At 70.8% G+C, this 24,286-nt stretch carries 18 protein-coding genes; 11 read left to right on the top strand and 7 right to left on the bottom strand.

Annotated features, from left to right (window positions below):
• The first annotated feature begins 24 nt into the window (after positions 1-24).
• Both yjjJ and AC07WS_RS00625 read left to right on the top strand, forming a co-directional pair.
• On the top strand, positions 25-1,386 hold the full coding sequence (yjjJ, locus tag AC07WS_RS00630; protein WP_494727239.1) for a type II toxin-antitoxin system HipA family toxin YjjJ: 1,362 nt from the start codon (positions 25-27) through the stop codon (positions 1,384-1,386).
• Between the two features lie 59 nt (positions 1,387-1,445).
• Positions 1,446-2,597 carry a hypothetical protein gene (locus AC07WS_RS00625; protein ID WP_494727238.1) on the top strand — a complete coding sequence of 384 codons (1,152 nt, stop codon included), beginning with the start codon at positions 1,446-1,448 and terminating at the stop codon, positions 2,595-2,597.
• Between the two features lie 5 nt (positions 2,598-2,602).
• Here AC07WS_RS00625 and AC07WS_RS00620 read toward each other — a convergent pair whose 3' ends face one another.
• From AC07WS_RS00620 to AC07WS_RS00610, 3 genes are all read right to left on the bottom strand, one after another.
• Positions 2,603-2,818: a DUF2783 domain-containing protein gene (locus AC07WS_RS00620; RefSeq protein WP_494727237.1), complete on the bottom strand. Its 216-nt coding sequence runs from the start codon at positions 2,816-2,818 to the stop codon at positions 2,603-2,605.
• A gap of 8 nt (positions 2,819-2,826) precedes the next feature.
• On the bottom strand, positions 2,827-3,828 hold the full coding sequence (locus AC07WS_RS00615) for an SLAC1 anion channel family protein (RefSeq protein ID WP_494727236.1): 1,002 nt from the start codon (positions 3,826-3,828) through the stop codon (positions 2,827-2,829).
• Between the two features lie 102 nt (positions 3,829-3,930).
• The gene (locus tag AC07WS_RS00610) at positions 3,931-4,905 is read right to left on the bottom strand and encodes a GlxA family transcriptional regulator (RefSeq protein ID WP_494727235.1); all 975 of its coding nucleotides are present in this window, start codon (positions 4,903-4,905) and stop codon (positions 3,931-3,933) included.
• Between the two features lie 178 nt (positions 4,906-5,083).
• Here AC07WS_RS00610 and AC07WS_RS00605 point away from each other — a divergent pair, with 178 nt between their 5' ends.
• Both AC07WS_RS00605 and AC07WS_RS00600 read left to right on the top strand, forming a co-directional pair.
• Entirely contained in the window at positions 5,084-7,132 is a 2,049-nt protein-coding gene (locus AC07WS_RS00605) for an ATP-binding protein (RefSeq protein ID WP_494727234.1), read from the top strand.
• Entirely contained in the window at positions 7,129-7,899 is a 771-nt protein-coding gene (locus AC07WS_RS00600) for a substrate-binding periplasmic protein (RefSeq protein WP_494727233.1), read from the top strand. The genes AC07WS_RS00605 and AC07WS_RS00600 overlap by 4 nt, the downstream gene beginning before the upstream one ends.
• A 9-nt stretch (positions 7,900-7,908) precedes the next feature.
• Here AC07WS_RS00600 and AC07WS_RS00595 read toward each other — a convergent pair whose 3' ends face one another.
• Both AC07WS_RS00595 and AC07WS_RS00590 read right to left on the bottom strand, forming a co-directional pair.
• Entirely contained in the window at positions 7,909-8,499 is a 591-nt protein-coding gene (locus tag AC07WS_RS00595) for a hypothetical protein (RefSeq protein WP_494727232.1), read from the bottom strand.
• Positions 8,500-8,578: 79 nt separating this feature from the next.
• The gene (locus AC07WS_RS00590; protein WP_494727231.1) at positions 8,579-10,513 is read right to left on the bottom strand and encodes a phosphatase PAP2 family protein; all 1,935 of its coding nucleotides are present in this window, start codon (positions 10,511-10,513) and stop codon (positions 8,579-8,581) included.
• Positions 10,514-10,596: 83 nt separating this feature from the next.
• Here AC07WS_RS00590 and AC07WS_RS00585 point away from each other — a divergent pair, with 83 nt between their 5' ends.
• From AC07WS_RS00585 to AC07WS_RS00565, 5 genes are all read left to right on the top strand, one after another.
• Positions 10,597-10,962, top strand: a complete 366-nt coding sequence (locus tag AC07WS_RS00585; protein ID WP_494727230.1) for a hypothetical protein — start codon at positions 10,597-10,599, stop codon at positions 10,960-10,962.
• A gap of 75 nt (positions 10,963-11,037) precedes the next feature.
• The gene (locus AC07WS_RS00580) at positions 11,038-12,258 is read left to right on the top strand and encodes a TolC family protein (RefSeq protein WP_494727229.1); all 1,221 of its coding nucleotides are present in this window, start codon (positions 11,038-11,040) and stop codon (positions 12,256-12,258) included.
• Entirely contained in the window at positions 12,251-13,477 is a 1,227-nt protein-coding gene (locus tag AC07WS_RS00575; protein ID WP_494727228.1) for an efflux RND transporter periplasmic adaptor subunit, read from the top strand. The genes AC07WS_RS00580 and AC07WS_RS00575 overlap by 8 nt, the downstream gene beginning before the upstream one ends.
• A gap of 13 nt (positions 13,478-13,490) precedes the next feature.
• Positions 13,491-16,622, top strand: coding sequence for a CusA/CzcA family heavy metal efflux RND transporter (locus tag AC07WS_RS00570; protein WP_494727227.1), 3,132 nt, complete (start codon positions 13,491-13,493; stop codon positions 16,620-16,622).
• A 180-nt stretch (positions 16,623-16,802) separates the two neighbouring features.
• Positions 16,803-17,234, top strand: a complete 432-nt coding sequence (locus AC07WS_RS00565; protein WP_494727226.1) for a hypothetical protein — start codon at positions 16,803-16,805, stop codon at positions 17,232-17,234.
• A gap of 50 nt (positions 17,235-17,284) precedes the next feature.
• Here the strand turns inward: AC07WS_RS00565 and acpA are convergent, their stop codons facing one another.
• Positions 17,285-19,411, bottom strand: coding sequence for an acid phosphatase (gene acpA / locus AC07WS_RS00560; RefSeq protein ID WP_494727225.1), 2,127 nt, complete (start codon positions 19,409-19,411; stop codon positions 17,285-17,287).
• A gap of 138 nt (positions 19,412-19,549) precedes the next feature.
• Here acpA and AC07WS_RS00555 point away from each other — a divergent pair, with 138 nt between their 5' ends.
• Both AC07WS_RS00555 and AC07WS_RS00550 read left to right on the top strand, forming a co-directional pair.
• The gene (locus AC07WS_RS00555) at positions 19,550-20,833 is read left to right on the top strand and encodes a cytochrome-c peroxidase (RefSeq protein WP_494727224.1); all 1,284 of its coding nucleotides are present in this window, start codon (positions 19,550-19,552) and stop codon (positions 20,831-20,833) included.
• A 99-nt stretch (positions 20,834-20,932) separates the two neighbouring features.
• A complete protein-coding gene (locus tag AC07WS_RS00550) occupies positions 20,933-23,593 on the top strand; it encodes a polysaccharide deacetylase family protein (RefSeq protein ID WP_494727223.1) in 2,661 nt (886 codons plus the stop codon).
• 11 nt (positions 23,594-23,604) lie between these two features.
• On the opposite strand, the gene AC07WS_RS00545 is transcribed toward AC07WS_RS00550, so the two are convergent.
• Positions 23,605-24,207 carry a DJ-1/PfpI family protein gene (locus AC07WS_RS00545; protein ID WP_494727222.1) on the bottom strand — a complete coding sequence of 201 codons (603 nt, stop codon included), beginning with the start codon at positions 24,205-24,207 and terminating at the stop codon, positions 23,605-23,607.
• Positions 24,208-24,286 lie beyond the last annotated feature (79 nt).

Raw genomic sequence — 24,286 nt, 5'->3', positions numbered from 1 at the left:
TATTTACAAAATTTCGAAAACATAGTGGCTAAAATCCAAAACATTGAAAGCTTGCGACATTTTCTCAAGGGGGGGCCTGCAAAAACGTCAGCCATTCTGAGAGAGCTTGGCATCAGTCAGCCTACTTTCTCACGTTTATGGGCAACCGTACGAGACGGGGTGGTGTTGGGTGCCGGTAAGGCGCGACAGTATGCCCTGAGGCGTCAGATCCAAGGAGTCGAGCTTCCTATTCCGATATTTCGTGTTTCTGAAGGGGGCGGGCTTGCGCCCATTGGATACCTGGATGTTCTTCAAGGCGAGTTTTACGCCACGATGCCCTTGGAGGGGACCGGATATGAGGTGTTTAAGGGCATGCCATTTTTCATCCGGGACCTTCGCCCTCAAGGATTTTTGGGGCGCATGGAACCGGGAAGAAACCGGGAATTAGATTTGCCTGACAACATCTTGTACTGGACGGATGAGCAAATATTGAAATACATTTCCCGGCGCAGTGAAAATGCTGCGGGAGACCTCATGCTCGGTAATGCGTCCTATGCCAGGTATATTGAGTCTTTCGCCCCGCTGGAGAGGCAGGTTATTCCAGCTGAGTTGCGCGTTGTGCGCTACCCTGGGATGGCAGAAGACACCATGCAAGGCGAACCTCCGGGCTCATCCGCAGGTGGCGAGCAGCCTAAGTTCACTGCCGTGATCCGTCGCGAAGATGACGGGATGTTGGTTGAGCACGTCATAGTCAAATTCTCTCCGCAAGTTAATACGCCATCTGGAAGACGCTGGGGAGACCTGCTCATATGCGAGCATTTGGCCCTACAAGTTCTCGCTCGCAATGGCATCGCTGCAGCTAAAACCGCGATTCTCGAACTGGACTCCCGTGTTTTTTTAGAGGTTGTCCGGTTCGATCGAGTCGGGTTGAGAGGACGCCTTCCAATGGCTACCTTCTCTGCATTGGATGGCGATCTGGGGATGATGGATCAGAACTGGACAGCTGTCGCCCGCGAGCTTGGCCGCCTCGGAGAGCTGTCTGCGAAGGACATTATGACCGTTGAGATACTCGACCTTTTCGGTTCATTCATCGGCAACACAGACAAGCATCATGGAAATATCGCGGTCTCATGGACATTTGAGCGCAAGCACCGGTTGCTGGATGCATATGACATGCTTCCAATGCTATATCGCCCCAATTCTCACGGTGAGATTATTGAGCGGGAGTGGCTGCCGGTCTACATGGGTAGAGTGGAGCTGAGGCATCTATCGAAGTGTTATGACATGGCGCTACAATTTTGGCAGGAGGTGGTCAACGATCCTCGTATATCGGCGGACTTCAAAGGAGTCGCGGATCGCCATATGAAGGCTATCCGGCCATTTGCTCCCGTTGTGGGAGCCGACTGAGTTCTCTTCACGCGCCGCGCCGTGTCGCGCAAGGGCCGCACACACACCAGGGAGGACGCTTGCGTCACACATTGATAGCGCGCCAGGTGGCGCTGGTCAGCTACGGCACCCGGTTCCTGCGCGGCGACGCCGCGCTGGAGGACTGGTACCGCCACGGCATTTTCTTCGGCGCCCGCCTGCAGTTCCGCGAGCCGGACGGCAACACCCTGCTGGCCGACGACTTCACCTGGTGGCTGGGCATCCTGCGCCGGTGCGGCGCCGAGCGCCTGTCGCTGCACCTGCCCAGCGAATTCGATCTCGGCGCCGGGCGCGCCGCGCGCGGCGGCGCCTACGCGGTGGCCGTGCACTTCGCCGACCGCCACGAGATCTGGATCGTCGGCAGGGAGCGCGCCGACTGGCGCGCGCATCCGCTGCTGCCCGACGACGGCCGCTGCCCGGCGTTCCCGGACGCGGCCGCGTGGGGCGGCGAGCTCGACACCTATTGGCGGGTCGCCGAGCGCCCGGGCCGGCTCGACGTGCCCGACACCGGCTGGCGGCAGCTGGCGGCCGCCATCGCGGCCGATCTCGATATCCGCGTGCCGTCCAGCCTGGTGCCGGCGGGGCCGCTGTTCATCCGCGGATGGGAGCCGGAATCGTGGGCCAGGCTGCCGCTGTTCGCCCAGTCCGCGGCGGCCGCGCCGGCGCACCATCTGCTGGCGACGCTGTATGACGAGCAGGCGAGGTTGTCCAACGAGATGAATGTCAAGAACGAGCACAGCGCCTACAAGAACATGGGCGAGGCCGACGCCGTGGCCCTGGAGAACTGGGGCCGGCGCCTCGACAGCTGGATCATCGAGGCGGAGCTGCGCTGCGCCAACGAGTGCCGCGCCTCGGCCACGTCCGAGCGCGCCGCGCCGCTGGTGCGCCTGCACCTGCCGGTCGAGCTGCCGCCGCCGGACCCGGCTCCGCCGGCCGGCGCCGCCGGGCGTGCCGCCGCCGCAGAGGCCGCCACCGCCGCGCGACCCGACGCCGCGCGCGCCGCCACCACGCGACCCGCCGCGCCGCCCGCCGCCGCCGGCAAGTGGCGCGAGCGCATGGGCTTCGCGCTCGCGCTGGCCGTGATCTGCCTGTTCGTCGTGGCCTGCGCCCACGTCATCGCCAGCTTCCCGTGGCTGGCCATCCTGGTCGGCCTGCCGTGCGCGCTGTACGTCCGCTACAAAAAGAGCGGCTGACCGCGTCACCCCGGCAGCGTGCGCTCGACGTGGACCCGCGCCAGCGCGAACGCCTGGCGCAGCACCGCCAGATCGCCGATGTGGTTCGACAGCAGCAGGATCAGCTGGTCGTTGAGCATCCTGCTCTGCCGCGCGTCCAGGCCGTGGTGCGAGTCGCCCAGCATGTCGTAGAAGTCCTCGTAGTCGGCCAGGTTCTGGCCCAGCTTGAGCGGCAGGTCCATGGCGGCGCCTACGCGGTCAGCAGGCGGCCGGTGGCCAGCGCGTGGACGGTGCGCAGCGCCAGCGCCAGCACCGCCAGCGTCAGCAGGCACAGCAGCAGCGCCGCCAGCCACGCCAGGCCGGCGCCGCCGACCGCGTCGGCGTAGGTCAGCGCGGCGTTGGCCAGCGCCGCCATCGGGAAGCCGATCGCCCACCACGACGGCGAGAACGGCGCGGGCCGGCGCAGCAGGCGGTAGCCGACGATGACGAACAGGAACAGGCCGAAGTAGAACAGCAGCGCGGCGAACAGGTCCACCCGCTGCGCCAGCTTGACGTAGGCGATGAAGCCGACCGCGAACGGCGCCACCAGGATCATCTTGGACGGCCGCATGGGGCCGGCCAGCGGCGCGTGGTGCACCAGCCGCGAGAAGATCAGCACGAAGAACACCAGCGCGCTGACGCCGCCGATGGCGGCCGCCAGCAGGACCAGCTCGCGGGCCCAGCCGGCCGCCGGCGCGCCGCCGGTCACCACGATGTCGAGGCTGCCGACGCCGGCGATCAGCCACGCGGGCACCACGCTGGCCGGCTCGGCGTTGCCGTCGAGCAGGCGGGCGATCATGCGCGCGCTCAGCGCCAGGGTGGCGACGGCGCCGGCGCACCACAGCGCCAGCTGCGCGGCCGCGCTGTAGCCGCCGATCACGCTCGACAGCAGCAGCACGCTGATGCCGACCGTGCCGAAGAAGCTGCCGATCACCGGATGGGCGAATTCCTGCCGCACCAGCGCCGGGTAGCGCGCCAGCTTGCCCAGGTAGGACAGGGCCAGCACGATGAACACGGCCAGCGCGGCCACGCCGAGCGCGTCCGCCAGCGCGGCGCCGGCGCCGTAGGTCTTGCCGGCCAGGCGCCAGGCCAGCGCCAGGCCGGCGATGCTCATCACCGCGCCGAACAGGCTGACCGGCAGGTGGCGCAGGGACGGCGCGGGCGCGGCCGGCGGCGCGGGGGACGACGGGGACGAGGACGAGGGCGATGGCATGGCGGGCTCCTATGGGTGGTTGCGCATGCGGCCATTGTGGCCCGGCGCCGGCCGGGCGGGCGCGGGCTGGCCCCAAAGACGCGCCGCTTGTCCCCAAAAGCGCTAAGCGGCCCGTCCGAGGTCGTCCGCGCGGAAGCGTGCGCGGTACTGCTTGGGCGTGGTGCCCAGCCGGCGCGCAAAGCTCATGCGCATCTGGTTGGCGTTGCGGAAGCCGCAGCGGAACGCCACCGTCTTCAGCGGCACGTCGGTCTCCTCCAGCAGCTTGCGGGCGAAGTCGATGCGGACCTGCTCGACAAACACCGACGGCGTCACGTGCGCGTGCTTGGCGAAGGCGCGCGAAAAGGTGCGCCGGCTCACGCCGACCGCGTCGGCGATGTCCTCGATGCCCAGGGCCTCGGCGATGTGCTCGGTCACATGGCGCAGCACCCTGGCCACCAGCGCGTCCTCGTCCGGGCCGACCGCCAGGTAGGGGCTGTATTGCGACTGGCCGCCGTCGCGGCGGATGTAGACGATCAGGCGCTTGGCCACCTGCATCGCCAGCTCGTGGCCCCAGTCCTCGGCCAGCAGGGCCAGGCACAGGTCGATGCCGGCGGTGACGCCGCCGCAGGTGAACAGCTTGCCGTCGCGCACGAAGATCTTGTCCGGCCGCACCGTGGCGCGGGGGAACTGGGCCGCCAGCCGCGCCGCGTGGTCCCAGTGGGTGGTGATTTCGCGGCCCGTCAGCAGGCCGGCGTGCCCCAGCAGGAACACGCCGTTGCACACCGCGCCGTAGCGGCGCGCGCGCCGCGCCCGCAGGGCCAGCCAGTCGAGCAGGGCCGGCTCCGGCCGGTATTCCGGGAAGCGCGGCCCGCCGGCCACCAGCAGCAGGTCGGTCTCGGCCTGGCTGCTGCGGTAGTCGGCGTCGACCTTGAACTCCAGGCCGCTGGAGCACAGCACGCTGCCGGGCCGGCCGCCGACCAGCGCGATGTCGTAGCGCTGCCCGGCGGCCAGCAGGCGGTTGGCCTCGGCGAACACGTCCAGCGGCCCCGCCACGTCCAGCGCCTGCACTCCGTCCAGTACCAGCAAGGTCAGTTTCACCGTGTTCCGCCTGTTGACATCCCCATCCACGGCCATGATAAGCCATGTGGCGGCCGCGCGCCGCGCCGGGCGCTGTCGTTTTAGCCACGAATTTGCAACAGCCGGGCGTTCGACTGTTCAGCTGCAAGCCGCTTCGTGTAATACTGGACCGACATGAGTTCGCTACGGGGGCAGTGCCATGTCCGCATCTGAAACACGACCAACTGCCGCCACCGAGCGCGAGGTGGCCGAGGCCGAGCCGCTGCTGCAGACGCTGCGCGATTGCCTGCTGGCGCACGAGATGCCCCAGCACGCGCCCACCCTGCGCGCGCTGGCGGCGCGCCCGCTCAACGGCTCGCAGGCGCGCGAGCGCGAGGCGTTCGCGCTGCTGGCGCGCGCGGCCGATCCGGCCTGCGCGGCCGACGCCCTGCTGTTGCCGGCCAGAACGCTGCAGCTGCAGGCCCAGACCGAGCAGCATCCGCTGGCCCAGGCCGCCGCGCTGCGGGCGCTGCACTGGGTGCAGATGCGGCTGCGCCTGCACCACGCCGCGCTCGACAGCCTGGCCAAGGCCGCCGAGCTGTACGCGCGCTGCGCGCTGCCGCGGCTGGCCACGCAGATGCGCGCCACCCGCTGCCGCGTCATGCTCAGCGCCGAGATGTACCCGGAACTGCTGCAGTTCTGCGCCGCCATGCTGGCCCAGCCGGCCGAGCTGACGCCGGCCCTGCACGTCATGCTGCTCGACAGCGCGGCCTCGGGCGCCTACTACCTGGCGCTGGAGGAGGCCGACGAGGACGCCGCCGCGCCGCTGTGGCGCGACTGCCTGGCGCGGCGCGAGCTGGTGCTGCGCCGCAGCCGCGCATACGGCCTGGAGGCGCAGCAATGCCTGGCGCTGCTGAACCTGGCCGTGGTCAGCGCCAGCTGCGGCCAGGCCGGCGCCTGCCGCGCCTACACGGCCCAGCTGCACGCCCAGTACGGGCGCGACGGCTACTGGACGCCGTGGCTGGCGCTGGCCGCGCGGCTGGCCGACTGCGCCGACGGCGACCCGGCGCGCGCCTGGCCGGCGCTGCTGGCCTACGACGCCGGCCTGGCGGCCGACGCGCTGCACGGCCCGCGCCTGCGCGAGATCACGCTGCACGCGATCCGCCGCTACGGGCGCCGCTGGGGCCACGTGGAGGCGGCGCTGGCCGCGGCCATCGAGCAGGTGGCGGCCGAGCGCGGCCACAAGCGCGCGCTGGCGATCTCGCTGGACGAGACGCTCAGCGCCGTCATGGAGCGTCCGCAGCTGCTGCACCAGAACGCGCTGCTGGCGCAGCACGGCACGGTGCTGGAGCACTCGCTGATGCAGCGCAACGAGGAGCTCAACGAGGCGCTCGCCACGCTGCGGCGCGAGGTGGCGGTGCGCCAGGGCGCCGAGCAGGCGCTGCGGGCGGCGCACGACCGCCTGGAACAGCAGGTGCGCGAACGCACCGACGAGCTGGCCCACGCGATGCGCGCGCTGATGCAGCAGGAAAAGCAGCTGGGCCTGTCGCGCATGGTGGTCGGCATGGCGCACGAGCTCAACACGCCGCTGGGCAACGCGCGGGTGGCCGCCAGCGCCATCACGGCCCAGGCCGAGTCGCTGCGGCACGGCCTGGACGGCGGCAGCCTGCGCCGCAGCCAGGTGGCCGCGCTGCTGGCCGGCGTCACCGAGGGCGGCGCGCTGGTCGACCGCGCGCTGGCCCAGATCGGCCGCCTGGTCGAGCGCTTCAAGGGCCTGGCCGGCCAGCCCACCCACGAGCCGGCCAGCCGCTTCGACCTGGCCGAGCGCCTGCGCCACTGCGCCGGCGCCTGGGAGCACAGCCTGCGCGCGCGCGCCGTGACGCTGACGCTGCGCCTGCCGGACCAGCTGTGGCTGCACGGCTATCCGGGCGCCTGCCAGCAGGTGTTCCAGCACCTGCTGGAGAACTGCCTGCTGCACGCCTTCGCCGGGCGCGCCGGCGGCGCCATCGTGGTCGAGGCGCGCGCGGCCGCCGGCGCGGTCCACGTCGACTGGCGCGACGACGGCGTCGGCATCGCCCCCGAGCATGTGGCGCGCGTGTTCGAGCCGTTCTACACCACCCAGCTGGGCCTGACCGGCGCCGGGCTCGGCCTGGCCAGCGTGCACAGCATGGTGGTCAGCCTGATGGGCGGCCAGGTCACGCTCGACAGCGCGCCGCAGCGCGGCACGCGGGTGTCGCTGCGCCTGCCCGTCGGCGGGGAGGCGCCGTGAGCGGCCGCCGCTGGGCCGCGCCGGCCCGCTCGCTGCTGCGCTCGCTGGCCTGGGCAGGCGCGCTGGCGCTGTGCGGGGGGGCGGCGGACGCCGCGCCGGAGCCGCTGCGCCTGCTCGCGGCCGACCTGCCGCCGTACGCGGTGGCGCAGGACGCCGGGCGCCCCGGCGCGCTGGTGGAGCTGGCGCAGGAGATGGCGCGCCGCGTGCGCGCGCCGGCCACGCTGGAATTCTATCCGTGGCAGCGGGCGCTGGCGCTGAGCGCGGTGCAGCCGCGCACGCTGGTGGTGCCGCTGACCCGCACCCCCGAGCGCGAGGCGCAGTACCGCTGGCTGGTGCGGCTGCGCCGCCAGGACTTCGTGTTTGTCGGCCGCCGCGGCGGCGTCGACCTGCGCGACCCGGCTGCGCTGGCGCGGCGCCCGGTGGCGGTGTTGCGCGGCTCGCCGCACAAGCGCCTGCTGCAGTCGCTGCATTTCAGCGCGGTGGCCGAGTGCGCGTCGGTGCGCGAGTGCATGCGCATGGTCAGCAAGGGCGTGGTGGACGCCACCTACGGCGGCGAGGACATCCACCGCCACGCGGCCCGGCTGGACGGCCAGCGCGAGGCCGACTTCAACTTCAGCCCGGTGTTCCGCAGCGGCGACATCTGGCTGGCCGGCTCGCTCGACATCGGCGAGGACGAGGGCCGCGCCTGGCGCGCCGCGCACGAGGCCATGCGCGCCGACGGCACGCTGGCGCGCCTGCTGCGCAAGTACGGCCTGGCCGCCAACTGAGCGGCGCGCCTACTTCGGCCTGGCGCGGCGCGCCTGGATTTCCCTGATCAGCTTGAGTTCCTTGTCGCTGGCCTTGTCCAGCAGCGCCGCGTGCTTGCGGCCCTGCTCGGCGTACGCGGCCAGCTCGGGCGGCAGCGGCGTGTCCGGATGCAGCTGGTAGGCGATCCACGCCGACAGCAGGCACAGCGCCAGCGTGCCGGCGCTATAGGCGCCCAGCCACAGGCCGGTCTGGCCGCGCGCGCGGTGCAGCGCCTGGCACACTTGCGCGGCCTCGCCGGTGGCGGCGCGCAGCTGGCCGAGCAGCCCGGCCACGGCGGCGTCGGCCGCCTCGGTGGCCGCGCGCGCCGCCTCGCGCCCGGTGGCCTCCAGCCGCACGGCGGCCTGGGCCTCGATGCGCACCGCCTCGGCGATGCGGGCGTCGATCTGGTTCAGGCTGATGTGGGCCATGCGCACCAGCTTGTCGCAGCCGGCGATCTGCTTGGAAAAATTCTGCAGGTCGGCGTGGAAGCGGTCCACCAGCGCGCCGTGGGCCTCGACCTTGTCGTTGAGCGTGTTGAAGAAATCGCCTTGCGATGCCGCGGGCTGCTGGTCTGGATTCATGCGCTGCGCCTCTCGATGACCGGGAAGCCCTATTGTAGTTTCAAGCGGCGCCCTTGTGGGAACGGCCGCCGCCCGCTCGCTAGCCGCCGAAGGTCAGCGTCAGCGCGCCGCCGCCATAGCTTGGCGTGAGCTTGACGCCGTCGGCCTCGATGGCGGCGAAGCGGCCCGCCAGGCGGCCGGCCGTCAGCACCGTGAGCGTCTCGCCCGCCCTGGGCTGGTAGCCGCCGGCGAACTTGACGCGCAGCGTGCCGCCGGCGATGACGGCGTCGCCGGCCACCGCCACGCTGCCGCGCGCGCCGCCGCCCAGGTCCAGCTCCAGCGTGGTGGCGCCGGCCAGCTGGGTGTAGCGGGCCAGCTTGAGCGCGCCCGGCGCGTTGGCGATCAGCGTGCCGCCGCTGACGTAGACCTCGCCGTTGCCGAAGGCGCCGGCGCTGTCGCCGGCCAGCGCGCCGGCCGTCAGCTCGGTGCCGCCGCTCCAGCTGTTGTCGCCCGCCAGCCTGAGCGTGCCGCTGCCCTGCTTGACCAGCTTGCCCGTGCCGGCGATGTCGTTGCGCCAGCGGTCGGCCGCGTGGAAGCCGCCCTTGGCCGCGTCCATCACCAGCACCACGTTGCCGTTGAAGGCGCCGTAGCCGTCGGCCGCGGCGAACAGGTTGAGCCTGCCCCAGCCCTCGGGGTCGTCCATCACCGGCGCGCCGGACGGCAGCGCCGTGGTCTTGAGCACCACCCGCCGCTGCGCCTCGCTCAGGTAGGGCAGGCGGGTTTCCAGCAGCACCTCGGCGCCCTTGGGCACCACCGCCGGCGCGCCGGCCGCGCCGCTGGCCGGTAGGCCGTAGGTGCTGCGGCGCAGGTAGTTGGCGCGGTTGACGGCGTAGTCGGCGAAGCGGTCGCCGCCGGCGCCGGACTGCGCGTAGGCGAGGAAGCTGTCGGCCGTGGTCGAGGTGGCGGCCATCAGCGTGGCGTGGGCCTGCGCCACGGCCGCGCTCTTGCTGGCCGCGTTGGCCGGGTCGGCCAGGTTGGCGGCCACCACCGCCTCGCCGTGGATGCGGCCGCTGAGCACGTCCAGCGGCGCATGCATGCCGGCCCAGATGCGCGCCTCGCCCAACTCCAGGGCGCGGCTGAGCAACTCCTGGTAGCGCTCCGGCACCGCGTAGGCCATCGCCAGCGCGTTGCGCATCGCCTCGGCCGAGTGGCCGCTGGTGAAGCCGCCGTCGGTGGCCGGGGTGGCGCTCTTGGCCGGCACCAGCGCCGGCAGCACCTGCACCGCGGCGCTCCAGCGGTAGGGGCGGGCGTACTTGTAGAAGCGCTTGGCTGGCTCGGTCGAGCCGTTGGTGCCGACCAGGTTGACGAAGTCCACCACCGCGCCGAAGGCGGCGTTGGCGCTGCCGCCGACGCCGTTGTTGTTGCCGCCGTCGTTGTACAACTTGCTGGTGGCGTCGTCGGCCACGGCGCTGATGGTGGTGGTCTGCCGGGCGGCGGCGCGCCACGCGGCCGTCAGCGGGCCCATGCCGTCGGACACGCTGTAGCCCTTGTTGCGGCGGTCGTCCAAATAGGCCTGCAGCGCCTGCGCCGGCGTGCGGTGGGCGGTGGCCTGCACCACGTAGTCGATGTTGGCCGCGTGCACGGCGGGGTTGACGATGGTGCCGCCGTTGCTGCCGTCGTTGGGCACGCCGGTCCAGGTGGACGCCACCACGGCCGGGAAGCCGGCCGCCGCGTCGGCGCTGACGCCGGCGTCGACGATCTCGGTGAGCGGCCTCCACACCTGCAGGAAGCCGGCCAGCACGCGCACGCCGGCGTTGGTGGCCAGCGTGGCGTAGCGGGCGTCGCCGCGCTGGTTGGTGGCCACCGTGTCGACAAAGGCGGTCACGGCCGGCACCGGCGCCGCCTCGGCCGCGCCCTGGTCGGCCGGCGCCGGCGGCACCACCAGCACCTGGTCTTCGGAACCGGCGCCGCAGGCGCTCAGGGCGAGGGCGATGCTGACGGCGAGCAGCAGGGGGCGGGCGGGGACGAGATGCATGCAGGAATCCTAGGTGGGTGGGAAAAGGCCATAGAGTAATGACGTCGTATGACATGCCGATTACACAAGCAAAAATATGCGCCATGTCCTGCTACAATGGCCGCGTGAAAAAAATCCTGCTCATCCTGCTGCTGACCATGCTGCCGATCCAGTATTCCTGGTCGATGGCGGCCGTCTATTGCCAGCATGAGCCGGCCAAGGTGTCGCACTTCGGCCACCACGGCCATCAGCACCAGGCGCAGTCCGACGACGGCGCCGACAACGGCAAGCCGGCCAAGGTCCACAGCGACTGCGAGGTCTGCCACCACGCGGTGCAGGCCTCGGCGCCGGCCCACGCCGCGCCCGCGCTGGCCGCCGCGCCGGCCGGCCACGCGCCGCCCGCGCCGTCGCGCTACCTGTCCCACATCGCCGACCGGCCCGCGCGGCCCGACTGGCTGCTCGTCGCCTAGCGCGACGAGGCCCTCGCCCCCTATCTAGACGCCTGAGTCTCGTCGAATTCCTGTTCCTGTTTTCCGGAGAATTCGATGTACAAGTATCTGTTGCCGCTCGTCGTAGCGGCGTGGCCCGCCCTTGCGCGGGCCGAAATCGAGCCGTCCGCGCCGCTGACGCTGCCGGCCGCGCTGGCGCTGGCCGCCGGCGCCAACGCCGGCCTGGCCGCCGCCCGCCACGAGCTGGGCGCGCAGGACGGCGCCGTGCTGCAGGCCGGCCTGGCGCCCAATCCCACGCTGTCGGCCGAACGGCTCGGCGCCGGCGCCGAGCGTCGCGAGACCACCTTCCAACTGAGCCAGCCGCTCGAGCTGGGCGGCAAGCGCGCCGCCCGCGTGCAGGCGGCCGAGCGTGGCCGCGACAGCGCCGCGGCCGGGCTGGCGCTGCGCCGGGCCGAGCTGCGCGCCGGCGTGATCGAGGCCTGGTTCGCCGTGCTGGCCGCGCAGGAGCATGTGCGGCTGGCGCAGCAGGCGGCCGAACTGGCCGAGCGCGCGGCCGGCGCCACCGGGCGCCGCGTGGTGGCCGGCAAGGTCTCGCCGGTGGAGCAGACCCGCGCCCGCGTGGCCGCGTCCTCGGTGCGGCTGGACTTGATCCGCGCGCGCGGCGCGCTGGCCGGCGCGCGCCAGCGGCTGGCGACCCTGTGGGGCAATCCGGCGCCGCGCTTCGAGCGCGCCGACGGCGCCATCGACGCGCTGCCGGAGCCGCCGGCGGAGCAGGCGCTGCGCGAGCGGCTGCGGCGCGCGCCGGCGCTGGCGCTGGCCCGCGCGGAACTGGCGCGGCGCCAGGCGCTGGCGCAGCTTGAGCTGAGCAAGCGCGCGCCGGACCTGACGCTCAACGTCGGCAGCAAGCGCTCGGCGGAGCTGGGGCGCTCGCAGGCGATCGTCGGCGTGTCGGTGCCGCTGCCGCTGTTCGACCGCAACCAGGGCGGCGTGCTGGAGTCGGCGCGCCGCGTCGACCAGGCGCGCGACGAGCTGGCCGCCACCACGCTGCGGCTGGAGGCCGAGCTGGCGCAGGCGCGCGCGGACTTCGACGTCGCCCGCCAGCAGGCGCAGGCGCTGCGCGGCGACATCCTGCCCGGCGCGCAAAGCGCCTACGACGCCGCCACCACCGGCTTCGACTACGGCAAGTTCGGCTTCCTCGACGTGCTCGACGCCCAGCGCACCTTGCTGCAGGCGCAAACCCTATACCTGAACGCCCTGGCGGACGCGCACCGCGCGCTGGCCGCCATCGACCGCATCCTCGGAGTAGACCATGAATAAAACGCAGAAAATCACCATCGCCATCATGGCGCTCGCCGGCCTGCTGCTGGCGGCGCTGATGCTGATGCCCAGGCGCGGCGCGCCGTCGGCGCAGGCGCCGGCCGAATCCGGCGAAGTCGCCGGGCGCCGCGAAGGCGAATCCGCAAGCGGCGGCCACCACGAAGCCGGGCCGCAAACCATCGCGCTCGACGACACCCGCGCCATGGCCGCCGGCATCGTGCTGGCGGTGGCGGCGCCGGCCGGCATCGGCGCGGCCATCACGCTGCCGGGCGAGATCCGCTTCAACGAGGACCGCACCGCGCACGTCGTGCCCAAGCTGGCCGGCGTGGTCACCAGCGTGCGCGCCGAGCTGGGCCAGGACGTCAAGCAGGGCCAGGTGCTGGCGGTGATCGCCAGCAGCGGCCTGTCCGAGCAGCGCAGCGAGCTGCTGTCGGCCGAGCGCCGGCTGGCGCTGGCCGCCACCACCTTCGAGCGCGAGCGCCGGCTGTGGCAGGACAAGATCTCCGCCGAACAGGACTACCTGCAGGCCAAACAGGCGCTCAGCGAGGCCGGGATCGCGCTGCGCAACGCGCGCCAGAAGCTCGCCGCCATCGGCGCCGGCGCGGTCGCCGCCAACGGCGCGGACCTGAACCGCCTGGAACTGCGGGCGCCGTTCGACGGCGTGGTGATGGAGAAGCACCTGGCGCTGGGCGAGGCGGTCAAGGAGGACGCCGCCGTCTTCACCATCTCCGACCTGTCCACCGTGTGGGCCGAGATCGCCGTGCCGCCGCGCGACCTGGCGCTGGTGCGCGTGGGCCAGACGGTGCTGGTCCAGGCCTCCGCCTTCGACGCCCAGGCCAGCGGCAGGATCACCTACGTCGGCTCGCTGCTGGGCGAGCAGACCCGCACCGCCAAGGCCCGCGTGGCGCTGGCCAATCCCGACCGCGCCTGGCGCCCCGGCCTGTTCGTCAGCGTCGACGTGCAGTCCGCCCGGGCCGCCGCCGGTGCCGAGGTCGCGGTGGCGGTGGCGGCCGACGCCGTCCAGACCGTGGACGGCAAGCCGGTGGTGTTCGTCAAGGTGGCCGGCGGCTTCCGCGCGCAGCCGGTGGCGCTGGGCCGCAGCGACGGCCGCCGCACCGAGATCGTCCAGGGTCTGGCGGCCGGCGCGCAGTACGCGGCGGCCGGCAGCTTCGTGCTCAAGGCGGAACTGGGCAAGGACGGCGCCGAACATGCGCACTGAGACGGGGGACACCATGTTTGAACAACTCATCCGCTTCGCCATCGCCCAGCGCTGGCTGGTGCTGCTGGCGGTGGCCGGCATGGCCGCCGTCGGCGTGTACAGCTACCACAAGCTGCCGATCGACGCCGTGCCCGACATCACCAACGTGCAGGTGCAGATCAACACCAGCGCGCCCGGCTACTCGCCGCTGGAGACCGAGCAGCGCGTCACCTTCCCGATCGAGACGCTGATGGCCGGCCTGCCCGGCCTGGAGCAGACCCGCTCGCTGTCGCGCTACGGGCTGTCGCAGATCACCGTCGTGTTCAAGGACGGCACCGACATCTTCTTCGCCCGCCAGATGGTCGGCGAACGGATACAGGAGGCGCGCGCGCAGCTGCCGGCCGGCGTCGCCCCGGCCATGGGGCCGGTGTCGACCGGCCTGGGCGAGATCTACCTGTGGACCGTGGAGGCCAGGCCGGGCGCCAAAAAGCCCGACGGCACGCCCTACACGCCGACCGACCTGCGCGAGATCCAGGACTGGATCGTCAAGCCGCAGCTGCGCAACGTGCCCGGCGTGACCGAGATCAATTCCATCGGCGGCTACGCCAAGGAATACCAGGTGGCGCCCAACCCGCAGCGGCTGGCCTCCTACGGCCTGACGCTGCGCGACGTGGTGACTGCGCTCGAGCGCAACAACGGCAACGCCGGCGCCGGCTACATCGAGCGGCGCGGCGAGCAGCTGCTGGTGCGCGCGCCGGGTCAGGTGCGCTCGCTCGACGATATCCGCGACATCATCCTGGCCAACGCCGGCGGCGTGCCGGTGCGCGTGCGCGACGTGGCCGAGGTGGACGTCGGCCGCGAGCTGCGCACCGGCGCCGCCACCGAGAACGGCCGCGAGGTGGTGCTGGGCACGGTCTTCATGCTGATCGGCCAGAACAGCCGCGCCGTGGCGCAGGCGGTGGACCGCCGGATGGTCGACATCAACCGCAGCCTGCCGGCCGGCGTGCACGCGGTCACCGTGTACGACCGCACCGCGCTGGTGGACAAGGCGATCCACACCGTCAGGAACAACCTGCTGGAGGGCGCGGTGCTGGTGATCGCGGTGCTGTTCCTGTTCCTCGGCAACCTGCGCGCGGCGCTCATCACCGCGCTGGTGATTCCGCTGGCGATGCTGTTCACCTTCACCGGCATGGTGGCCTACCAGGTCAGCGCCAACCTGCTCAGCCTGGGCGCGCTGGACTTCGGCATCATCGTCGACGGCGCCGTGGTCATCGTCGAGAACTGCGTGCGGCGGCTGGCGCACGCGCAGGCGCGCCACGGCCGCGTGCTCACGCGCGCCGAGCGCCACGAGGAGGTGTACGCCGCCGCGCGCGAGGCCCGCAGGCCGCTGCTGTTCGGACAGCTGATCATCATGGTGGTCTACCTGCCGATCTTCGCGCTGACCGGCGTCGAGGGCCGCATGTTCCATCCGATGGCGCTGACGGTGGTGCTGGCGCTGGCCGGCGCGATGCTGCTGTCGGTCACCTTCATTCCGGCGGCCGTGGCGCTGTTCATCGGCGAGCGCGTGGTGGAGAAGGAGCAGCGCCGCATCGGCGCGTGGTACGCGGCGCTGCTCGAGCGCGCGCTGGCCGGCACGCCGGTGGTGCTGGCCTTCGCCGCCATCGCGGTGGCGCTGTCGCTGCTGCTGGCCACGCGGCTGGGCAGCGAGTTCGTGCCCAGCCTGAACGAGGGCGACATCGCGATCCAGGCGCTGCGCATCCCCGGCACCAGCCTGACGCAGTCGGTGGCGATGCAGCAGCAGCTCGAACTCGCGCTCAAGCGCCAGTTCCCCGAGATCGAGCGCGTGTTCGCCCGCACCGGCACGGCGGAAATCGCGTCCGATCCGATGCCGCCCAACGTCTCGGACGGCTACATCATGCTCAAGCCGGAGGCGCAATGGCCGGCGCCGAGGAAGTCGCACGCCCAGCTGGTGGCGGCGATCCAGCAGGCCGCCGCCCAGTTGCCGGGCAACGCCTTCGAGTTCTCGCAGCCTATCCAGCTGCGCTTCAACGAGCTGATATCGGGCGTGCGCAGCGACGTCGCCGTCAAGCTGTTCGGCGACGACATGGCGGTGCTGAACGAGACCGCCGCGCGCATCGCCGCCGCGCTGGGCAAGGTGGACGGCGCCACCGAGGTCAAGATCGAGCAGACCGGCGGCCTGCCGGTGCTCACCGTGGAGATCGACCGCGCCAAGACCGCGCGCTACGGCCTGAACGTGGGCGACGTGCAGGAGACCATCGCCACCGCCATCGGCGGCACGGAGGCCGGCACCATGTTCGAGGGCGACCGCCGCTTCGACATCGTGGTGCGCCTGCCCGACGCGCTGCGCAGCGACCTCGATGCGATGCGGCGCCTGCCGGTGCCGCTGCCGCGCGGCGGCGGCGCGGCCAACTTCATACCGCTGGGCGAGGTGGCGAGCTTCGCCATCGCGCCGGGGCCGAACCAGATCAGCCGCGAGGACGGCAAGCGCCGCGTCGTCGTCAGCGCCAACGTGCGCGGGCGCGATATCGGTTCGTTCGTGGCGGAGGCCGGGGAGCGTCTGCGACAGGTGCGGGTGCCGGCCGGCTACTGGACCAGCTGGGGCGGGCAGTTCGAGCAGCTGCAGTCGGCGTCGCGGCGCTTGCAGGTGGTGGTGCCGGTGGCGCTGCTGCTGGTGATGGTGCTGCTGTTCGCGATGTTCGGCAATCTGAAGGACGGCTTGCTGGTGTTCAGCGGCATTCCGTTCGCGCTGACCGGCGGCGTCGCGGCGCTGGCCTTGCGCGGCATACCGCTGTCGATATCGGCGGCGGTGGGCTTCATCGCGCTGTCCGGCGTGGCGGTGCTCAACGGGCTGGTGCTGGTTTCCTTCATCCGCAGCCTGCGCGAGCAGGGGCGCACGGTGGAGCAGGCGATCCGCGAGGGCGCCATCGGCCGCCTGCGTCCGGTGCTGATGACGGCGCTGGTGGCGTCGCTGGGCTTCATCCCGATGGCGATCGCCACCGGCACCGGCGCCGAAGTCCAGCGCCCGCTGGCGACGGTGGTCATCGGCGGCATCCTGTCCTCCACCGCGCTGACCTTGCTGGTCTTGCCGCTGCTATACAGGGTGGTGTACTTAAAACGGCAGTCTAGAAAGTCTATTTCGCTCTAGTTGAACTATTTCGCTCCAGTTCACTCTAAAAACTGGCGGGATGGCCGAAAAAACCGGCCAAACCGGCCCTCTCGCCACCCATTTTTAGAGCGAACTAGAATTCACGGCCAAAAACTAGACTGAACTAGAGCGAACTAGAGTGAACTAGACCGATCTAGTCTTTTTAGACAAGGAGAAAAAATGGACCACCCCATACCCCTCCATCTGCCAAGCGAAGTATTCATGGCGCTGATCGATCATGTGGGCGAGGGATACTACGGCAGGAAAACAGAAGCCGCCCTCTGCAACATTATCCGCAAGTGGATCGCCGGCACGCGCGCCCAGCCCGGCGAGTCTGAAGACGAAGAAGGCAAAGAGGCCGAGAACAAAGGCTATCAATGGAAGCAGCTCTTCCTGCCGAACGGCACCGAGCTGCGCGCCACCTATCGCGGCCACTCCAGCTACGCCAAAGTGGAAAACGAAATCATCGTGAGCGACGGCCAACCCGCATCGCCGTCGCAACTGGCCAACGCGAACGGCTGCGGCGCGCGCAATGCCTGGCGCGCGATCTGGCTGCGCTTTCCCGGCGAGCGCTCATGGAGGCTGGCCGCCAGCTGCCGCGCCGCCGAATAAAAAAAACGCCAGCCGCGAGGGCTGGCGTAGTCGCGGCGCGGGAGCGGCGCTTACTCTTGCGGCGTCAAGGCCAGCGCCGAGCTGAAGTCGCCCATCGGCTTGGCGCCGTTGGCGGCCAGCGCCTTGTCGCGGGTGCTCAGGCCTTCCAGCACCGGCAGGCTGAAGCGGCGGGTGATGGCGCGCAGGATGGAAGCCGAATCGTACTGCGTATGGTCCACGCCCTTCTTCACGTACGGCGAGACGATGATCGCCGGCACGCGCGTGCCCGGACCCCACTTGTCGCCCTTGGGCGGGCTGGCGTGGTCGTAGAAGCCGCCGTTCTCGTCGTAGGTGACGATCACCAGCATGTTCTTCCACTGCGGGCTCTTCTTCAGCTTGGCGATGACGTCGGCGATGTGGGCGTCGCCGTCGGCCACGCTGGCGTAGCCGGGATGCTGGTTCAGGTTGCCCTGCGGCTTGTAGAAGGCCACCGGCGGCAAGGTGCCGTTGGCCACGTCGGCCACGAACTGGCTGTCGTAGTCCTTCAGGTGGGCCGCGCGGTAGGCCGCGTTCTTCACCGGGTCCATGTTGGCAAAGTAGTTGAACGGCTGGTGGTGGAACTGGAAGTTGGGCGGATTGCCGGTCGCGCCGCGCGGCGCGGCGGTGGCGGCGGCCGTGGTGGCGTTCCAGGCGCCGGCGTACCAGGCCCAGTCGATGTTCTTGCCGGTCAGCAGATCGCCGATGTTCTGCTGCGTCTGCGGCGGCAGCGTGTTGGCCTTGCTGGTGTCGGCGTACAGGCGGGTGCTGTCGCCGGCCGCGTAGCTGTTGCTGCTCGGCTGGTAGGGCGGCTGCATGGTGTTGACCGCGTAGAACATGCCGCTGGCGTCGGCCGGCGTGATGGCGCCGTCGTTGGCGTAGGCCGGCGCGCCGTTGAGCACGCTGGACGGCGCCGTGGCCGACGGCGTCAGGCGCACGAAGTTGCCCTTGGCGTCGACGTCGATCTTGGCGATAGCCCCCTTGGCCACCGAGGTGTCGGCGTTCGGGTACTGCGGCGCGCAGGCGCAGATCAGGTACTGGTGGGTCAGGAAGGAGCCGCCGAAGGCGCCGATGTACAGGTTGTCGGCCAGCGCGTACTGCTTGGCGATGTCCCACATCTTCATCTTGCTGCCGTCGTAGTAGCCCATGGCCAGGCCGCCGGCGTCGGAGTAGGCCGCGAACTTGTCGTTGGCGCCGCCGTTGATCTGCATCTGGTTGTTGTAGAAGCGGTGCACCAGGTCGCGCGTGATGGTCGACGGCGCCAGGTACAGCGGGCTGTTGGCGTCGTCGATCTGGAACGGCTTGTTGGCCATGCCCACCGTCTGCGCCTGCGAGATCACCACGCTCTGGCCGGCGGCCGTCATGCCGCCCCAGGTCGGCGGCAGGACCGGCAGCGTGCTGCCGTCGTAGTCCTTCTGCGGCACGTAGGCGCTGGTCGACGTCGGGTTCACGCCGGGCACGCCGTTGGCGCCGGGGAACAGGCCGTACAGGTTGTCGAAGCCGCGGTTTTCCGCGTAGATGACGACGATGTTCTTGATGTTGTTGAGCGCCAGGCCGCTGCTCAGCGCGGCCGCGACGTCGGCCGGCGCGGCAAGCGCGCTGGCGGCGGCGATGACGTCGGTCACGCCGGCGCTTTCCGCCTTCAGCCTGGCCTGGTCGTCGCCGGTCACCTTGTTGGGGTCGGCCAGCAGATTGGCCTCCGCCACGCCCAGCTTGGCGGCCAGCTTGGCGCTGGCGGCCGCGAAGTCGCCGCCGTTGGCGTCCATCAGCGCGGCCAGCTCGGTGGAGAGGGCGCCGACGAAGGCCGTGTGGCCGTCCGGCGCGCGGAACACCAGCTTCTGCGCGACCTTGACGCCGGCGTCGCCGGGCGCGTCGTGGCGGATGGCGTCGGTGCCGACCGTGACCAGCAGCGCGCCCTTGTCGGTGCCGGTCAGCGCGAAGCTGCCGTCGGCGCCGGTGCGCACCGGCGAGGCGCCGCTGTCGCAGCTGAGCTTGACGGTGGCGCTTTCCAGGCACACCACGGCGTTCTCGTAATAGCTGCCGACCACCTGGCCCTTGAGCGTGGGGACGCTGTCGGACGAGCTGCCGCAGGCGATCAGGCCGGCGCCCAGGCCGATCGACATCAGCATCAGGGGCAGCGGGCGCATCGGGTTCAGTTTCATGTTCTTGCCTTGTGGGGTGGGTATCAAAGCAGCCCATGCTAGGGTTGAAATATTTCAGGATGATGAATTTTCATGTTTCGTCATGTATCCTTTCCTATCTGTCATGTAGCGGTCATGTCGCGCTGCTAGGCTTGCGGCATGAAAAGGATCACACTTGCCCTGGCCGCCGTATGGCTGGCCGCCTGTCACCAACAGCCGCCCGCCGCCGCACCCGCCGTTGCGGGCGCCGTTGCCGCTACCGCCACCGCCGCCTACGCGCCCGGCCCGCAGCGCCAGCCCTCGGTGGCGGAGCTGACCGCGCTGGGGCGCGCCCTGTTCAGCGAGGCTAGCCTGTCCGCGTCCGGCCGCAGCAGCTGCGCCAGCTGCCACAGCCCCGAGCACGCCTACGGCCCGCCCAACCGGCTGGCGGCGCAGCTGGCCGGCGCCGACGGCGTCACGCAGGGCACGCGCGCCGCGCCGTCGCTGAAGTACCTGCAGACGGTGCCGCCGTTCAGCGAGCACTACCACGACGACGACGGCGACGACAGCGTCGACGCCGGCCCGACCGGCGGCTACGACTGGGACGGCCGCGCGCCATCGGCGCACGAGCAGGCGCGCGGGCCGCTGCTGTCGCCGCGCGAGATGGGCAACCGCGACGACGCGGCGGTGGTGGCGCGGCTGCGCGCCGGCCCGCTGGCGCCGCAGTTCCGCCGCACCTTCGGCGAGGCCATCTTCGAGCGTCCGGACGCGGCCATGCGGGGCGTGCTGATGGCGCTGGAGGTGTTCCAGCAAAGCCCGGCCGACTTCTACCCCTACACCAGCAAGTACGACGCGGTGCTGCGCAAGCAGGCGGTGCTGACGGCGCCGGAGGCGCGCGGGCTGGCGCTGTTCAACGACGAGCGCAAGGGCAACTGCGCGTCCTGCCACGTCAGCAGGATCGGGCAGGGCGGGGCCTTCCCGCAGTTCACCGACTACGGCCTAGTCAACCTGGGCGTGCCGCGCAACGGCCAGCTGGTGGTCAACGCCGACCCGGCGTATTTCGACCTCGGCCTGTGCGGCCCGGAGCGCGCCGACCTGCGCGCGCGGCGCGACTACTGCGGCCGCTTCCGCACGCCGTCCTTGCGCAACGTGGCGCTGCGCCAGGTGTACTTCCACAACGGCCGCTTCGACAGCCTGGCGCAGGTGGTGCGCTTCTACGCCCAGCGCGACAGCGCGCCGCAGAAATGGTATCCGCGCAACGCCGACGGCAGCGTCCACAAGTTCGACGACCAGCCGGCCGGGCTGGAGGCCAACGTCAACATGGAAGCGCCGTTCGGCGGGCGCCCCGGCGGCCCGCCCGCGCTGAACGAGCGCGAGATCGCCGACGTGGTGGCCTTCCTGCACACGCTGACCGACGGCTATGGTGGGGTCAAGTCTGACATTCGGACACGAACCCGGCCGTAGTCAGCGCCCAGGGCAGAGCTCGTGTCCGAATGTCAGACTTGACCCCGATGTTGCCAAAGTGGCATAGAATGCGGGATTCGTTTTTTGAGGATGTCGCACATGAAATACTTCAGGCAGTTGGGCGTCGCGGCGGTGGTGGCGGCGGTCGCCGGCGCGGGCGCGTTCGTGGCGCTGCGCGGCGCCCAGCCGGCCGGGCCGTCCGCCGCGGTCGCCGCCGCCGTCCCGGCGCCCGACCTCATGCCGGAACTGCGCGACATGCTGGCCGCCTACCGCAAGATCATCGTGCTGCTGGCCGACGAGAAGTCGCTGTCCGAGTCCGAGCGCAAGGCCGCCGGCCAGGTCGGGCAGTCGCTGTTCCACGAGAACCTGGAGCGCCTGGCCAGGGTGCAGGCGCTGCTGGCGCAGACCCAGGCGCTGCCGCCGGCGCGGCGCGACGCCGCCGACGATGCGCTGCTGTCCTACATCGAATCGGCCGCCGACCTGTTCGACGCCGACCGCCTGGCCTTCCGCGAAGTGCTGCTGTCGCTGCAGAAGCTGGCCGCGGCCGACCAGACGCTGCCGGCGATCAAGCTGCACAAGCGCGTCAGCGAGGACCTGGCCGCGCTGGAGGACATCGAGAAGCAGTACGACAAGGAGATCAGCGACATCTTCTCGCGCTTCGACACGCGCGCCATCGCGCCCAGGCGCGAGCGCTGGGACGACTACGTGGCCCACCTGCGCAAGCTGTACGGCCGCGAGCAGATCATGAAGGACTACGGCGTCATCGTGCCGTATCCCGAGCAGCCCAGGACCGCCGAGCAGGAGGCGCAGGCCAGGGAAATCTTCGGCAACACGCTGCCGCCCAAGACCGTGGTGCTGACCTTCGACGACGGCCCGCACAAGAGCTACACCGGGGAGGTGGCGGCCATCCTCAAGCAGTACAACGTGCCGGGCGTGTTCTTCCAGGTGGGCCAGAACCTGGGCAAGCTCGACGCGCAGGGCCGGCAGACGCTGGGCGCCAACGCGGCCGAGAGCCGGCGCCTGATCGACGCCGGCCACGCGGTGGGCAACCACAGCTTCAGCCACGCGCTGCTGTCCAAGGAGCAGGGCGAGCAGCTGTACGGCGAGATCGCCAACGCCGACGCGCTGCTCAAGGCCACCGACCCGCGCCGCTCGGACCTGTTCCGCTTCCCCTACGGCGCCCACAACGCCGAGGGCCTGGCCATCCTGTCCAAGCTGGGCCTGCGCTCGGTGATGTGGAATATCGACTCGCTGGACTGGGCCGACCCGGTGCCGAGCTCCATCGCCAACCGCGTGCTGACCACCTTGGGCAAGGAGCAGCGCGGCATCATCCTGTTCCACGACATCCACGAGCGCAGCGTCAAGGCGCTGCCGCTGGTGCTGGATAAACTGATCGCCGACGGCTACAGCTTCGCCGGCTGGGACGGCCACGAGTTCAAGGTGGCCAAGGGCGGCCGGCCGGAGCCGGAGAAGATCGCCGTCAGCACCGGCTACGCCAACAGCTACGCCGTGGTCATCGGCATCAACGACTACCAGAAGTGGCCCAGGCTGCAGTACGCGGTGCAGGACGCGCGGGCGATCCGCGACACGCTGGTCAACCGCTTCGGCTTCGCCAATGAGCGGGTGTACACGCTGTCGAACGGCGAGGCCACGCGCAACAACATCCTGGCGCTGTTCCACGACAAGCTGGCCGACGCCCAGCTCAAGAAGGATGACCGCGTATTCGTGTTCTTCGCCGGCCACGGCGCCACGCGCCAGCTCAGCTCGGGGCGCAACCTGGGCTACATCATCCCGGTCGACTCCGACCCGCAGCAGGTCGGCGTGGACGCGATCCCGATGACGGACCTGCAGAACATCGCCGAGAGCCTGAACGCCAAGCACGTGCTGTTCGTGATGGACGCCTGCTACAGCGGCCTGGGCCTCACGCGCGGCGGCGGCAGCGGCGCCTTCCTGCGCGACAACGCGCGCCGCCTGGGGCGGCAGATGCTCACCGCCGGCGGCGCCGACCAGATGGTGGCCGACGGCGGCCCGGGCGGGCACTCGGTGTTCACCTGGACCCTGCTGCAGGCCCTGAACGGCAAGGCCGACCTCAACGGCGACGGCCTGATCACCGCCACCGAGCTGGCCGCCTACGTGGCGCCGGCGGTGGCCAGCGTGTCGCAGCAGACGCCGGCGTTCGGCAGCCTGCCGGGTTCGGAGGGCGGCGAGTTCGTGTTCCAGCTGCCGGCCGAGGCGGAGTTCCTCAGCGCGCAGTCGGCGCAGCTGTCGGCGGACGCGATCGCGCTGAACAGCAAGCTCGACAAGGGTCGCGACCTCAAGGCCGACGGCAACACGGTGGTGGTTAAAAACCTGCAGGGCGAGGAGCAGAAGATCGCCGCGCCCAAGCCGGTGGACGCGTCGAGCCGCCAGCTGGCGCAGCGCGCCAACGACCGCGGCCTGCAGCTGTATAAGGAGAAGCAGTACGCGCAGGCCGAGGCGGCGTTCACCGAGGCCCTGAAGTACCGTCCCGACTTCGGCCTGGCCGCCAACAACCTGGGCTTCGTCTACTACAAGCAGGAGAAGTACGCCGAGGCCGCGCGCTGGTTCGAGAACACGCTGCAGATCGACACCTCGCGCGCGATCGCCTACCTGAACCTGGGCGACGCCCGCATGCGCCTGGGCGACGGCGACAAGGCCAGGCAAGCCTACGCCAGCTTCCTGGAGCTCGCGCCCAACCACGCCAACGCGGCGTACGCGAAAGAGCAGCTGAAAAAGCTGTAGCCCCGCCGGGGTCAGGCCTCGTTCCAGTTGTACTCCATCTGCAGCGCGGTGCGCGCGGCCAGTTCGCGGCCGGCCAGCCGCGCCACCAGGTGCAGCGACATGTCCAGGCCGGCCGAGATGCCGCCGCTGGTGACGGTGCGGCCGTTGTCGATCCAGCGCCGCTGGCCCGCCACCTTCAGGCGCGGGAAGGCGGCGCGCAGTTCGTCGATGTCGGCCCAGTGGGTCGTCACTTCCTGCCCGTCCAGCAGGCCCGCCTGCGCCAGCAGGAAGGCGCCGGTGCACACCGACGCCACCAGCTCGCACGCCGGCGCGGTGGCGGCGATCCAGCGTATCACTTCCTGCTTGTCGCGCTCGGCGTCGACCACGCCGCCCGGCACGACCAGCACGTCGAGCGGGCCGGCGTTGCCGAAGTGCGCCTCGGGGAACACGCTCAGGCCCGCGCGCGCCCGCAGCATGGCGCCGCGCTGGCCGATGGTGCGCACGCGGAACGGCGGCGGTGCCGCCGGCGCCAGCCCGGCCGCCACCCGCGTGGCGCAGGTGAACACTTCGTACGGGCCGGCGAAGTCCAGCACTTCAACGTCGTCGAACACATAAATGCCTATGGTGCGTGTCATGGTGGCTCCTGTTGGTGGAAGCGTCCATCATGCCCGCGCGGCGGTTGACACAAATGACGTTGATGGTTGAATATCTGCC

Source organism: Duganella sp. GW821-FHT01E12 (genome assembly GCF_059422325.1).
The sequence above is the reverse complement of the archived record's forward strand: the minus strand, read 5'-3'. Positions and strand labels throughout refer to the sequence as shown.